We start from the raw sequence: 13,888 nt of genomic DNA, 5'->3' as shown, positions 1-13,888 counted from the left end.
CTTCAAACGCTTGAATTACATAAAAAATAGCCAAGTAAGCTTAAGATTGAAAATGACTGGTATTGAGTGATTCTGATCGGGCCATACGATGAAGGTATCGACTGCGGCTTCGCAGGCTCCTATCTCTTTCCTCGGCAATGGTTTTCCCCTGCTATGTCTCTTACGCTCCAGCTTGGCGTCAAAACCGACCCAATTGAGTACCGCTATTCCTTTCCTTGGCTCTTTCGTTTGCTGGCCGAAGAAGAGGTGCGTTTGGTCCAAATTGGAACCTGGTTCGAGATGTACCAGTTGCCGGACGAGTTCTTCGTGCAGTTGCGACAGCAAGCGGAGAATCACGGAATCCAGATCGCCAGCATGTTTACGGCCCATCGCGAACTGGGTGGTTTCTTTCGCGAAGAGGTCGGCTTCGAGCAAGTCGCGCGGCGAAATTTTGAACGCTATATTGAAATCGGCTCGCTCTTGGGTGCCGACTCAATTGGATCGAACCCTGGGGCCATCCTGCGCGATCGCATGGGAACGAAGTCGCAGGGAATAGAGTGCTATCTGAAACACATGCGCGAGCTGATGCACTATGCGAAAGAGAAAGGTTTGTCTTGGCTGACCATAGAGCCGATGTCGTGCCTGGCCGAACCGCCGACACTGCCGGAAGAGGTTGCCGCAATGGGGCAGACATTGATGGATTATCATCATCAACACTCTGATTCCACGGTTCCAATTGGTTTTTGCGCCGATATCGCCCACGGCTACATCAACCAACAAGAGGAAGTGGGCTTCAATCATGTCGAACTATTCGAGGCCACCTATCCTTGGCTCTACGAATTTCATTTGAAGAATACCGATGCCCGGTTTAACTCGACGTTTGGTTTCAGGCCCGAAGAACGAGCCAAGGGAATCGTCGATGTAGCGCAATTTCGCGAACTATTGATGGCCAACGCTGACAAATTGCCGGTCAACGAGATCACCGGTTACCTTGAGATCGGTGGCCCGAAGCTAGGACGCGATTACAGCGACCATCATTTGGAAGAAATGTTGCGGAGTTCCCTACGACACTTGAAAGCAATGTTCCTCGGACAAGAGAGAGAAACGCCACATCTCGCGGCCCCGGCGGCGGCTGTCACCGCTAAGCCGATTGAAATTTCTCCTTCAATGATGTGTGTCGATCCACTCAACTTCGAGGCGGCGCTACGTCAGGTCGAACGAGTCGGTGTCGACATGTTGCACCTGGATATCATGGATGGGCATTTTGTACCGAACATGCCGATGGGACTAGGGATTGTCGAGGCCCTGCACAAAGCGACTGACTTGCCGTTGGATGTTCATTTGATGGTGGCGGACAACGACTTCTTTGTCGAACAGCTTGCCAAAATGGGCGTAAGTCAGGTTTCTGTTCACCTTGAATCATCGAAGCATCTTGATCGCACGTTGGCTCGTATTCGGGAGCTCGGGATGAAAGCTGGTGTTGCCATCAATCCTGGCACTTCCCTGGCCGCAATCGATTATGTGCTAGAACGAATCGACTACGTTCTAGTCATGACAGTGAACCCTGGTTACGCCGGTCAAGCGATGACGCCGGCTTCGCTGCGTAAGATTGCTGATTGTCGCGATCTGCTGGCATTTCGCGGTTTTGATTTGCCAATCCAAGTCGATGGAAACGTCAGCTTCGAGAACATCCCTGGCATGGTCGCCGCAGGCGCAACGAATTTGGTCGCCGGGACCAGCAGTTTGTTTCATCGCTCGGCTTCGCTGACTGACAATAAAAGCCGCATGTTGGCTGCGATTGCTGAAGGTTTGGCAGCTTGTGGCAAGTCTTAGTTGATGTCTGCTTAGTGCCCAAAATTCCCTGCAATTTAGCGAAGGTATTCGCCGAACATGAGTCAACCAATAGAATCCCAAATGGAAGCGATCGTTCTGCATGGCGTGGGCGATTTGCGGTACGAGAAGGTGCCTGTCCCTCCGGTTGAGCCTGGCAAGGTTCGTGTGAGGATCGGTTTTTGCGGCGTGTGTGGTTCCGATATTCCACGCTGTTTTAGTAAAGGAACGTACTCCTTTCCTACGATCTGCGGACACGAATTTGCGGGAACGGTGGAAGCGTGTGGCGAAGACGCACAACAGTTTCAGCCAGGAGACCGGGTGGCTGTGTTTCCTTTGTTGTGGCGTGAAGATCATGCGGCATGCGAACAAGGCAAATATGCTCAGTCCGACGGCTACGACTATCTTGGCTCTCGTAGCGATGGGGCATTTAGCGAGTATGTGGTTGCCCCAGAGCGAAATCTAATTCGTGTGCCAGAGAATGTCTCGTTAGAAGAAGCCGCAATGACCGAGCCAGCCGCGGTTGCTCTGCATGCTGTTCGTCGGGCGAAGGTGCGGTTGGGGGATTCGGTTGCCGTGTTCGGCCTTGGTCCGATTGGCTTAATGGTTGCCCAGTGGTTAAAAGCTTCCGGTGCCGGGCCGATCTTGCTGTTTGATATTCAGCCAGAAAAGCTTGAGATCGCACGCCAGCTTGGTTTCGAGCACGCCTACGATAGCCGCGCTGTCCAAGTGAGTGATGTGGTAAACGAACTGACACATGGACACGGTGTGCATGTCGCGATTGAAGCAGCTGGCGTCCCTCCCACTATGCTGGCCGCATTGCAAGTCGCAAGACGTGCTGGCCGCGTCGTCTTGCTCGGCAATCCGTCCGCCGATGTTACGTTGCCAGCTCCGCTAATCTCGCAAGCAATGCGACGCGAAATCGATCTTTTAGGCGTGTGGAATTCCGACTTCAGCGTCTATAGCGACGACGATGATTGGCGGACGGTTTTGGCGGCAATGTCCAGCGGCATCTTAAACCTCAAGCCGTTGATTACCCACCGTGTTCCGTTGGTGGAAGGGATTGCCGCGCTCGAAATGATGCACGCTCAGTCCGAGTTTTTTACCAAGGTTCTGATTCATCCGGAAGCGAAGTAAGTTGCTTGTTGCGTTTGCCTCTCCCCTGTCACGCCCATCTCGAAAACTTGAGTTACTATGAAATCGCAGATTCAATACCTTGATCAACCTGGCGGCCAATTCACCCTCAGCGAAGCCGAACTGGCCCAACCGGGCCCAGGCGAGATTCGTTTGAAGACGGTCACTACGTCGGTTTGCCAATCGGACGTGGTAATCTATAAGCAAGGTCTGCCCCGGATTAAAAAATGGCCTGCGATTCTTTTGCACGAAGCAGCTTGTGTGGTGGACGAAGTGGGCGAAGGTGTCACCCAGTTCGCGCCTGGCGACCTGGTGGGACTAGGGTGCGACATCCCTTGTGGCGATGAAGCGTGCATTTACTGTGGCGAACACGGCACTGGTGATTGGACGAGTTGCCCTAATACCTGGGCCACCGGTCACGAGTTCGATGGCTTTGCCCGTTCGCACGCGATCTTACCGGCTTGGTTCGTAAAGTATGGCCCGATTGTGAAGTTTCCCCAAGGGTTTAACCCCTCGCACGCTTGCCAGTTGGAACCGCTGGCTTGTTGCTTGGAAGGAATGACACGGGTAAATCATTGCATCGAAAACCGGATTGTTGTCCTGATCGGCGCCGGTTCGCAAAGCACCTACGCCCTGCAATGTGCCCAAGCCATGGGGGCGCGGAAGATTATCGTGATTAATCGAGGCCAAGAACGTCTCGAACGTGTGCTCCGCGATTTTGGCGGACCCAATGTGGTGGGTGTTCGCTGGGATGAAAACGTGGTGGAGAACGTCTTTCAGGAATGTCATCCATTTAATGAACCACATTTTGTGATGGTCAACGCACCCGTCGCGGCGGCGTATGAATTGGCACCTAAGTTAATGGGCTACGGTACGGTGATGGATGCCCATGCCGGGGTGAAAGGAGCCAGCGGCAAGCCACGTTTGGCTCACGAAGTCGATCTCAATAACGATATTCACTATCGGCTGCAGTGTTATCAGGCCACGCACGGCTCTAGCATGCGTGGCATTCGCCTGGCTCACCAGTTTCTGGCCGAAGGGCGCCTGCCAAAGATTGATTTAATGACAAACGAAACCGAGCGTTTCGGACAGAACGAAATTAAAGCAGCGATTGACCGAGCCGCCGACTCGGATAGCTTGAAGGTGATCATTCACTGGGATTAGTTTTCGGTAGCGGCGACTTGAGGAACTCTAGCAAGTCTGCCATTTGGTCGAGCGAGATTTCCTTTTCCAGACCACTGGGCATTAGTGATTGATCGCTCGTTTGGAAAAGTTCGATCTCGGAGCGTGGAATTTCCAGCGTCTTGCCATCGGCTGTTTGCAGCACCACGGCTTGCGAAGTTTCCGTGGTGACGACCCCACCGTAGGTTTGCCCGCTGGCGGTCAGGATTTGGCTTGCGGCATATTTCGGTTCCACTTTGCCGCTTGGATCGAGGATGTCGAACAAGATCGCTTCACGAGGGCGGTTTTGCGAGTCCGACAAGTCTGGCCCCACGGTTGGTCCGCCAGGCTCGGTGGGAGCATGGCACTTGGCACATTGCCTAAGGAATACGGCACGGCCAGCTAAGGGGCTGCCGATGGTATGCGTAGCTGGTTCATATTGGGCCAGCACGGCCGCCCGATCGGTAGAAGCCGCTTGCCCGAGCAAGTCTTCTGCTTGCTTGCGGATCGCTGGATTGGGGTGTTTCCGGATCCAAGCTTGCTGGTCCAAGCTAATCTGATTCGGGGTAATTTCCCCGGCGCGAACCTTGTTAAGCACGAGCTCGATTCCTACCGGCTGACGCAGCAGTAAGGTAAGGGTCGTTTCTCGGGCGGCTGGTGCCATTTCTTTCCACAAGTTCAGCAGAACGCGTCCCCGTTGTTCGCTTGGCTCGGCAGCTAACGCGGTAATCGCGGCTTGCTGAACCAGGGGGGGCTCTTGCGGTAAGCAGAGCTTCGTCATCAGGCGAGCATCGCTTTGCGAGCATTTCATCATCAAGAAAATCGCATCACGGCGGTCCTCGGCATTGCTTTGGTTGTCTGCGGCGATTGCTGCTAACTGCTGAAAGAACGCTTGACGTTGTTTCTCAGACGTGGCGAATAAATGATCGATCTTCGACTTGCCATTTAGTCCTTCGGCCAAGCCAGACATGATAACGAGCTTGCGGTGTGGGTTGGGATGTTCCGAAATGGCACTTACCGTACGAGCCAACTCTTCTGGATCTCTCCGGGCTCCAACCACTTTCGCTAATCGGCGTAAGATGGCATCGGCTGTTGGGGGAGCATTGGATGTATTCCATAGCACCGCCCCTGAGCACGTTTCGGTGGCGGTAAGAATGGCATCGGCAAAATCGGGGTTGCCTCCGTCGTGGGAAGCCAAGAATGCCAGGGCTGGTATGCGGTTCGGAGCATCGGTGGTGCCCAGGGCTAAAGCTAACTGGTAACGGACCCAAGGATCTTTGTCTTGCGTTCGTTTGAACGCCGTCTGCAGAAGTTGAGGTGCGGCTTGCCAATGCCGCGAGGCCAAGCGAACCGCCGCCGCGCGAACTGCGGAAGATGGATCTTCCAGCAAGGCTTGAATGGTATCGGCATCTAGCTGTTTCAACCCTTCGAGCGTCCATAACGCGTGCAAACGTCCGAACTCGGACTGGCTCGTCGTGGCTAGGTGTTTCAACGCCGGAGCGGCCTCGGTTCGCTTCCCTTCGACCAACAATTGTTGGGCCGTGCGGCGCTGCCAACCGTTGTTGTTTGCCAGCATCGCCACAAGATCTTCCGTGCTTTTTGGAGCATGATAAGAGGGCTGCTTTTTCAAGTCTTCCGGCACGATTCGCCAAATCCGTCCTCGGTCTTCGCCAGCCCGCCAATCTAACTGGGCAGCGATTTCTGGCGGTAGGAACTTGGGATGCTCGACCCATAGTCGATACATGTCGGCCAAGTAGAGCATGCCATCAGGACCATTGGCCAAGCTGGCTGGGCGAAACCATGTGTCGGTCGCCGCTAGGAAATCAGCATCTTCGCGGGCACGCTGCGAATGCAAACGGGCACCGTCGCGCGAAACCACCGCCCGGGTAACCAGGTGGCCAATCGGTTCACAGGCAAAAACACTATCGACCATCTTCGGCCCGAGTCCGTCGCCGACATACGCGGTGGTGCCGCAAGCGGAAGTGTGTGTCCCCGCGTGTGAAAGCCAGTTACTTTTCATCGCTACCAACGGGAAGACTTTCGAGTTGCCACCGGACGGAGCGACATCGTACTGGATACCACGCACCGCAAAAAATTTGTTGCGTGTGGCTTCCTCGTTGGTCATCGTGGTAGCAATGATGGGGTTGCGATTGGTGGCAAACAAGCGGTCTCCCCAAGCAGTGATCGTGTTGCCATATTGGCCCGTGCCACTCGCAGCGCCGAACTCGTACGTCAAAGGATCGAACCAAAACTCTTGCCCGGGAATTTTGGTGGCTGCAGTTTGGCCTGGTCCCATGATGTTGCCCACGCCGTAGTTGAGGTAAATGCGGTTATCCAAACCCCACCGAGGGCAACCAACTTGCATCTGGGGATGGGCAGGCTGAAAGCCACTGAACAGCACTTCGCGGACGTCGGCCTGGCCATCGTTGGTGGTATCTTTTAGCAGAATCAACTCGGACTGCGCACAAGCTAAAATTCCTCCTGCGTGGGGTATCAAGCTGTGGCAGAAATTCAGCTTGTCGGCGAAGAGGTGCCGTTTGTCCATCACACCGTCGCCATCGACATCTTCCAGCCAGACAATCCGCGACAAAGGTGCGTCGCTGCTGTTTGCCGGGCCGGTCGGGTAGTCGCTATACTCCGCCACAAACATCCTACCGTCGGCATCAAACGCAATCGCAACGGGGTCTTGAACCAACGGTTCAGCGGCGACTAATTCGATACGATAGCCAGGTTCGATTTGAAACGAGGCTAGTTCTTCCTGAGGGGTACGGGGGGCGGGAGTCTTCTCCGCGACCCAGTGTCGGCCTCCTTTGGTCTGCTCGTCGGCGCTTACGGGAGTAGCGGCTGTCGCATCCGTTTGCGTCCCGTCGTCGGCCAGGCTTTGCAATTCACTAGCCGACAACGCGCGATTGAACATAGCGACCTCGTCCAAGCGGCCTTCCCAGTTGTTTTGATTACTGGACTGCCCGCCGAGATAAACGATGCTGTCCGATTCAGGCAACGCAGCTTCGGTTTCGATTTCTGTTTCGCCGTTGAGCAGCACACGAACCGTTTTCCCTGCGCGAACGAGGGCAATTTGATCCCAGGCCCAACGCTTGAAGGCGGTCTTGCCGAACTGGCGTGAGGCTTCGTCGTCGCCAATTTGCAGCATCAGTTGGCCGGCGTGCTCTCCGTCGCCAGCCAAGCCTAGGTGAATACCATGATGCGATGCCAGCCAACCGGCAACCGGGCGAGCTTTCAGATCGATTCCGTTCCAGCCCCAAAGACTGATCGTGAAGTCGCCAGCAAGTTCAGGAACGTCCGCTACAATTCGCCCGCCTGCGAAGTGGGCAGCTCGGTTAAGCTGGTTCTCGGTGGCTAGTGCAGGTCCGGTTGCCCCTTCCAGGTAGAAGACAATGCCATCTTCAAACCGAGCATTGTTTTCATGGTTGGTTGCTTCGTAGACTTGAGTCCCTTGCATGTCATCAAGCGGAAAATAGCGGACCGGCTGCATGCCCTTGATCTTGGTGGCCATTAAGCTGGCCGGGGGCAGGGCAGGGCGTTGCGGCTGTCCGACGGCTTGTTCCAAAAGCTTGACGCTGGCTTCAACAATCTTTGGTTCCGCTGTGGTTTCTAAGCCAGCCGAACGGGCCGCCCAGGTGTTGTAGCCGCCGAGGAAATGTTGTTCCGGGGGAGGGATATATCCGTCGCCTCCGTTGGCCAGTTCAATGACCATCGTTTGTTCTAGCGGGCTACGGGCCTTTAGCTTCAAGCCAGTCAATGCGTAAGTTTCGTTAGGGGTTGTCGCGATGGCGATTGAGCCGATCTTGAGAGCTTGCAGCACGATTTCGGTTGATTGGCGTTCGTGCAGAATCAACTGCTCTAGGGCGTAAACTTCTTCGCGGGTTTGGGGAAGACGGTCGCCCATCGCATCGACGATTTGCTTGGACTTTGCCAGGCGTGAGGCGTCGGGAACGCGATAGTCAAGCCGCATTCGCGTTTCGGCCATGTTCAACGGGACATCGCTCTGATAGTCGATCCCTTCGAGGGCCTGTTTGGTTTTGGCAATCATGCCGTCCACGAAACCATCGAACGTTTGATTGGTGCCGTTGCGATAATCGACACGCCAGATATCGCCGCTGCAGCCGTGCGACATGACGGCGACGAAAGGAGCTTGTTTGTCTTGCGGTTGTGGAGCAAGCTCTTGTTCCAGTTTTTGACAGTAAGCACCAAAGTAGTCCGCCGCTCCTCCGCCGCCAAAATAGTGCATCGAGAAGTTCGCCAAGACGGCGATCGGCTTGTCTTCTAGCGTTTGAAAGGAGATCACGGCGAGTTCTGGATCTTCTGGCCCTGATTCCCCGGTGACGTTCGCCAAATTGTTTTTGGCCGTGTGCATACTGGCCCGCACCGTCTTTTCGCCGAACGGATCGATCTGCATTTGGTCGGGGCGCAAGATCCAACGTCGTAAAGCGGTAAATTGATTGGCGTCGACAGACCCCCAACCAACCTTGGCTGGGGCCAAGTTCTTTTCGGCGGCTAGTATAGCTTCGGCTAGTTTGATCCGCAGATAAGGAACGTAGGTTTCGTCGGGTGGCGTCCCTAAGGCTCCCATAGAAGAAGGTGCCGTGTGGGTGTGAGTGGCCGAAATCAGCATGTGGTCGGGCTTGATCTGCGATCGCTGGGCGGCGAGTTGCTTGGCGCTATCGATCAGATCCTTCGGCAGCATACAGCTATCGGTCACCACGATGGCAATGCGTTGTTCGCCATCGTCCAGCACAATCGCCCGGGCGTAAATGTCTTTCGGTTCGCCTGTGCGTGAAAAGAAGCCACCGTTGATCAATACGGGAAAACGCTCTGGCGTGACATCCACTGCAGCGGCACCGACTTTTAGTTCCGCTTGCAGGGGAGTGGCCAAAGCGAACGCACATATCAGGGCAAGAACAACAAGACGTGCCTGCGGCATCGTAGGACTCCGGCGGGACGAAAAAAGGTGGGACTGCGAATAGGGTTCGCGAATCACAATATGCCATGACTCGACGAAGAAGGCAAACATTCTCTAAGAGCAGCATCAAGAATGTGATGCCTCGTGATATGTTGACGGAGTGTTTTGCCCGCGTTATGGTCAGAAAGCCCGCATTTGAGGGGCGTTCTTTCTTTTGCAAAAATTGCACCTTTCGTTTGAGAGTCCTGCCGATGTTTTCGACCAAAGCTCACCGATCTCGTTTAGGGCTACACCGGATGAAATGGTTGCTCGGAATTTTGTTAATCGGCGTCGCTATGGGATGGGCTTTTGCTGCCGAACTGGCGTGGCAAGATCCGGCACTCAACTATCGACTCGACACTACAATCGAGACGTTTGGAGTCAGCCGGGATGGCAAAGGCGATATGACGATCCCGCTGCAAAGAATGATTGATTCCGGGATTGGCAGCATTCACTTGCCACGCGGAACCTACCGGATTAGCAAACCGCTGGTGGTTGATCTGGAAAAGGTGGGCGTGACTTCCTTTATCGGTGATGGAACGCCCCGAATTGTGATGGAAGGAGCCGGACCGGCAATTAAGTTTGTGGGAACGCACGAGGGAAGTGCCGATCCCAAGACCGTGAAAGACAACGTCTGGCAGAAGCAACGCATGCCGTTGGTGGAAGGGATTGAAATTGTCGGTGGGCATGAGGCTGCCGACGGAATTGAAGCCGTGAAGACGATGCAATTAACGATCTCGCGAGTGGTCATTCGCCAGGTACGTCATGCGGTGCATCTGACCGAGAGAAACCGAAACGTGGTGATTGTTGGCTGCCACTTTTATGAGAACCACGGCATCGGTGTCTTCTTAGATGATGTGAACCTGCATCAAATCAACATCACCGGCAGCCACATCAGTTATAACCAGGGAGGAGGCGTCGTCTCTTACCAGGGGAACACCCGCAACATCCAAATAAGCGGCTGCGATATCGAAGCGAATGTCCAGAACGTTTTGATCGATAGCGGTGGAACGAAGTATGGGACGGCAGAAGTCGCGATTACCGGCTGTACCTTGCAACACTCAGGCGGACCTGATTCAGCCAACGTGCGTTACATTGGTGCCGACCTAGAAGGGGAGCGGTGCTGGGGGCTAGTGACGATAGCCAATAACATTCTTAGTGACGTCGAAACGAATATCGACATTCAGAAAGCACGCGACGTGGTGGTTGTCGGCAACACGATTTCCAGCGGCTACAAGTACAATTTGCGTGTCGAGGATAGCTCGAACGTAGTTGTCGGCGCGAATGTGATGGGGCGAAATGCTCCGTACAAAGACGACGAAACCTGTGACAACCGAGTGCTGTTTCGCAATTGCGACGACGGCACGGTCAACGGATTGCATGTTCATCGGGTATTGCGTGGCGAAGCTGGTATCGTACTCGACCAGTGTCGCCGCTTTCATGTTTCTGGCTGCACGGTACTCGACTGCGACAAGGCGGGGATCTTGCTAAATGAGGTGGAAGATTGCCTAGTCAGCAATAACTTGCTATCGAATCAAAAGAGTGCCACCGACCAATGGCAAGCCGTGAAGGTGGTGGGTGGCCAGGGGGACGCGATCGTCCCCTAACTAAGTCGGCATTTTCTGGCAGCGATGAGGGAGTGATCCTCAGGGCACTCGCGGGATGCTAAACGAGGCGTCAAACAGCGCCTCGTTGTTTGCAGCTAATACGAGTCGGTTCACGTGGTGGAAACGAGAAGTATGATGCGTTTCCAGAAACGAATGTAAGCAGTTGGCTGCCTACGAATCTTCGTCGCCTGACGGACCGTAGAGAGCTGGCACAGGGATATCATTCACACGGAAGTAAACCGTTAGGATCCCCCGGTGATGGATCGTATGGTTGATCACCCAGGTACGGACCACTGCCATTTTGGGCATCGTGAACAATACCTGACCGGAGTTCAGAAACGACCAAGGCTTGTCCAGGTCTTCATCTTGAAAAGTGGCCATCGCCTCACGGGCATCGGCCAGGTTCTTGTCAAAGATTTCGAGCGTTTCTTCAATCGTGGGTGGGCGGGTTGGTTGAACCGGCGGAGCGTCAGGCGGGCAAATATCAAAGCTATCATGCTTCAGTGCGGAAACGGTCCAGCTCGGAATCTCGGCCAAATGGCCAGCTAACCAGCCGATCGTGTTCGACTTCTCGTGAATCTTCCAGTCCCACTTATCGTTAGGAATCCGCTCTAAACATTTACGAGTGTTGGCCATCTCATGTTCGAAATCAGCAAAGATCTTTTCACGCAGGCTCATAGTCAATCATCCCTAATTCAAAAAGTGAGTATTCATCAAACATACAGCTGCCCCGAGAACGCCTGTAATGTATACATGCGTTCAGTGTTTCGCAAGCCGGTTTGGATAAATCTTTTTTTAAGGGCGTGGGTTAGCCAGTGGCTTGGCGTTTCCTAGAGCAATTGCGTATGCAACGGCGTGAGTGCGGCAGTGCGAGATACTGATTTGCACTTCCGTGATTCCACGGCGTTTGGCCGAGTCGAGCGCTCCGCCAGAGAGGTGAATGATTGGCTTGCCACCAAATTGGTTGGCAACTTCCACATCACGCCAGGTAATGCCTTTGATCCAGCCGGTTCCGATCGCTTTGAGCACGGCTTCTTTGGCAGCCCAGCGGCCAGCATAGTGCTGCGTCGCCGCTTTGCGTTCGCTGCAATATTCAATCTCGTGCTGCGTGTACACTCGATTGATGAACATCTCGCCATGCCGCTCGATCATTTGGGCAATACGCAGGCATTCGATGATGTCGGTACCTATTCCGATGATATCCATGCGTTGCTTTATCCTACTTCAATCGTGCGTGCCAGGCGGAAATACCAGATGCCTCTTGGGCCCGCGTCAGGACTTCACGGGCTTTTTTACGGGCAACCTGGGCACCGTCACCGAGAATCTGTTTGACCTTTTCTGGGTGAGCCACCAGTTCCGCCCTGCGCTGGTGGGCTTCCGCGAAATAAGCTTCCGCCGCATCGGCTAAGGCTTTCTTCACGTGACCGTAACCAAAGCCCCCTTTGCGGTAAAGCGCGGCCATCTCTTCCAAGTCGGCAGGAGCAGCAAACAGCGAGTAAAGCTGGTACAAGTGATCGATTTCAGGATCTTTGGAATCTTCCATCGGACGCGAATCGGTGACAATTCGCATGATCTTCTTGCGGGCCTGCTTGGGTGGCTCGAACAGTTCGATGATGTTGCCGTAGCTCTTCGACATCTTCTCGCCATCGGTCCCGGGGACTTTGGCCGAGGCGTCGAGCACCTTAGGTTTGGGCAGCACAAAGACTTCGCCATATTGGTGATTGAAGCTTTGAGCAATGTCGCGGGTCACTTCGATGTGCTGGACTTGGTCTTGGCCCACCGGGACGACGTCGGAATCGTACCCTAAGATGTCTGCCGCCTGTAGAACCGGGTAAGTGAACAGCCCAGCATCCGCTCTTAGCCCTTTGTCTTTTTTGTCTTTGTAGCTGACACAGCGTTCGAGCAATCCCATGGGGGTGCCGGTCATCAAAATCCAGCACAGCTCGCTGATTTCTGGCACGTCCGACTGGACGAAGAGCGTTGCCTGGTCGGGATCGAGCCCGAGCGCTAACAAGTCGAGCGCCATGTCAATGGTCGCCGTTTCCAGCTTTTCGCGGTCGCGAACCGTCGTTAAGGCGTGCAAATTAGCAATAAAGTAGAACGACTGCTCGTTCCCTTGCAGCTCGATATATTGCTGAATGGCACCAAAGTAGTTGCCCCAGTGGGGACGCCCGGTTGGCTGGATTCCGGAAAGGACACGCATGGATTTATGGGAATACGGGGACCAAAGAAGTCAGAACCAGCGTGTTATTATGACGGACGGCAGGCGAACGTGTCACCCCGGGTAGACGCTCTCAGCCAGCGTTTACGTATGAAGCGTTCCGACCACATCTGTGACGCTGGCCGCCCCGATACTTTCCAACGCCGCCGGAAGCTCTTTGATCACCCGGTTGGAAAGGGTGGGATCGAAGTAGTTGGCCGTGCCGATTTGAATTGCCGTAGCCCCGGCGATCAGGAATTCCATCACATCGTCCAGGCTACTAATCCCGCCAATACCGATGATGGGAATACTCGTTGCTTTGGCGATCTGGAAGACACATCGTAGGGCCACCGGCTTGATGGCAGGCCCTGAAAGCCCTCCGATCACGTTCCCCAGCATCGGTTTCTTCCGCCGCCAATCGATCGCCATCCCTTGGACCGTGTTGATGGCCGAAACGGCGTCGGCGCCGCCAGCTTCGGCGGCTTTGGCGATCGCGGCGATGCTGGTCACGTTGGGGGTTAGCTTGGCAATAATCGGATGCGGGCAGGCCGCGCGAACTTCGGCAACCAGCTTCTCGCACGTTGCCGGATCGGTACCGAAGTCGATTCCACCACTGACGTTAGGGCAGGAAATATTCAATTCAATCGCCGCCACTTGGGCATGCTCGCCCAGGGCGGAAGCCATGGCGACGAAGTCTTCGCGGGTTTTGCCAGCAATGCTGACCACCAGGGGCGAACCCAGCGACCCCAGATAAGGCAGGTGGTTCTGCAGAAAGTAGTCGATACCGTCGTTGTCGAGCCCAATGCTATTGAGCATCCCCCCTGTGGTTTCGACCGTTCGCCACGGCTTGTTGCCTGGGCGGGGGCTGCTGGTGATGGTCTTAGGCAGGATGCCACCAAGCTTTGCCAGATCGACAATGCCGGCCATTTCCTTGGCGTAACCAAAAGTACCGGAAGCAACCAAGACAGGATTAGGAAGGGAAAGCCGCCCAAGCTGGACAGCAAGTTCAACAGACAT

9 protein-coding genes are annotated in these 13,888 nt (G+C 54.7%); 4 read left to right on the top strand and 5 right to left on the bottom strand.

The genetic code is table 11. From position 1 onward, the window contains the following. The first annotated feature begins 153 nt into the window (after positions 1-153). Genes rpe through DTL42_RS05165 form a run of 3 tightly spaced genes read left to right on the top strand, consistent with a single transcriptional unit; the run spans position 154 to position 4,107 of the window. Positions 154-1,812, top strand: coding sequence for a ribulose-phosphate 3-epimerase (gene rpe / locus DTL42_RS05175; protein WP_147274169.1), 1,659 nt, complete (start codon positions 154-156; stop codon positions 1,810-1,812). A 57-nt stretch (positions 1,813-1,869) separates the two neighbouring features. After that, complete coding sequence (locus DTL42_RS05170) at positions 1,870-2,946, top strand: galactitol-1-phosphate 5-dehydrogenase (RefSeq protein ID WP_114367597.1); 1,077 nt, start codon at positions 1,870-1,872, stop codon at positions 2,944-2,946. Between the two features lie 57 nt (positions 2,947-3,003). Then, entirely contained in the window at positions 3,004-4,107 is a 1,104-nt protein-coding gene (locus DTL42_RS05165) for an alcohol dehydrogenase catalytic domain-containing protein (RefSeq protein WP_114367596.1), read from the top strand. On the opposite strand, the gene DTL42_RS05160 is transcribed toward DTL42_RS05165, so the two are convergent. Beyond that, the gene (locus tag DTL42_RS05160; RefSeq protein WP_158545239.1) at positions 4,091-9,046 is read right to left on the bottom strand and encodes a PVC-type heme-binding CxxCH protein; all 4,956 of its coding nucleotides are present in this window, start codon (positions 9,044-9,046) and stop codon (positions 4,091-4,093) included. The two genes, DTL42_RS05165 and DTL42_RS05160, sit on opposite strands and share 17 nt — an antisense overlap. Positions 9,047-9,321: 275 nt before the next feature. On the opposite strand from DTL42_RS05160, the gene DTL42_RS25955 reads away from it, so the two are divergent. Then, on the top strand, positions 9,322-10,671 hold the full coding sequence (locus DTL42_RS25955; protein WP_158545238.1) for a right-handed parallel beta-helix repeat-containing protein: 1,350 nt from the start codon (positions 9,322-9,324) through the stop codon (positions 10,669-10,671). A 171-nt stretch (positions 10,672-10,842) separates the two neighbouring features. On the opposite strand, the gene DTL42_RS05145 is transcribed toward DTL42_RS25955, so the two are convergent. From DTL42_RS05145 to DTL42_RS05130, 4 genes are all read right to left on the bottom strand, one after another. Continuing rightward, positions 10,843-11,349, bottom strand: a complete 507-nt coding sequence (locus DTL42_RS05145) for a DinB family protein (protein ID WP_114367593.1) — start codon at positions 11,347-11,349, stop codon at positions 10,843-10,845. Positions 11,350-11,466: 117 nt separating this feature from the next. Next, positions 11,467-11,877, bottom strand: a complete 411-nt coding sequence (gene acpS / locus DTL42_RS05140) for a holo-ACP synthase (protein ID WP_114367592.1) — start codon at positions 11,875-11,877, stop codon at positions 11,467-11,469. A gap of 13 nt (positions 11,878-11,890) precedes the next feature. Further along, complete coding sequence (trpS, locus tag DTL42_RS05135) at positions 11,891-12,874, bottom strand: tryptophan--tRNA ligase (RefSeq protein WP_114367591.1); 984 nt, start codon at positions 12,872-12,874, stop codon at positions 11,891-11,893. Between the two features lie 102 nt (positions 12,875-12,976). Beyond that, positions 12,977-13,888 (bottom strand): dihydroorotate dehydrogenase, encoded by a 912-nt coding sequence (locus DTL42_RS05130; protein WP_114367590.1) that lies wholly within the window; start codon positions 13,886-13,888, stop codon positions 12,977-12,979.

The sequence above is a fragment of the Bremerella cremea genome (assembly GCF_003335505.1).
GTDB lineage: Bacteria > Planctomycetota > Planctomycetia > Pirellulales > Pirellulaceae > Bremerella > Bremerella cremea_A.
The sequence above is the reverse complement of the archived record's forward strand: the minus strand, read 5'-3'. Positions and strand labels throughout refer to the sequence as shown.

What these genes read in the sequence shown, in the direction of transcription:
- rpe (WP_147274169.1), top strand. Translation starts at nt 154, where the DNA reads ATGTCTCTTACGCTCCAGCTTGGCGTCAAAACCGACCCAATTGAGTAC.
- DTL42_RS05170 (WP_114367597.1), top strand. Translation starts at nt 1,870, where the DNA reads ATGAGTCAACCAATAGAATCCCAAATGGAAGCGATCGTTCTGCATGGC.
- DTL42_RS05165 (WP_114367596.1), top strand. Translation starts at nt 3,004, where the DNA reads ATGAAATCGCAGATTCAATACCTTGATCAACCTGGCGGCCAATTCACC.
- DTL42_RS05160 (WP_158545239.1), bottom strand. Translation starts at nt 9,046, where the DNA reads ATGCCGCAGGCACGTCTTGTTGTTCTTGCCCTGATATGTGCGTTCGCT.
- DTL42_RS25955 (WP_158545238.1), top strand. Translation starts at nt 9,322, where the DNA reads ATGAAATGGTTGCTCGGAATTTTGTTAATCGGCGTCGCTATGGGATGG.
- DTL42_RS05145 (WP_114367593.1), bottom strand. Translation starts at nt 11,349, where the DNA reads ATGAGCCTGCGTGAAAAGATCTTTGCTGATTTCGAACATGAGATGGCC.
- acpS (WP_114367592.1), bottom strand. Translation starts at nt 11,877, where the DNA reads ATGGATATCATCGGAATAGGTACCGACATCATCGAATGCCTGCGTATT.
- trpS (WP_114367591.1), bottom strand. Translation starts at nt 12,874, where the DNA reads ATGCGTGTCCTTTCCGGAATCCAGCCAACCGGGCGTCCCCACTGGGGC.
- DTL42_RS05130 (WP_114367590.1), bottom strand. Translation starts at nt 13,888, where the DNA reads ATGTCTGTTGAACTTGCTGTCCAGCTTGGGCGGCTTTCCCTTCCTAAT.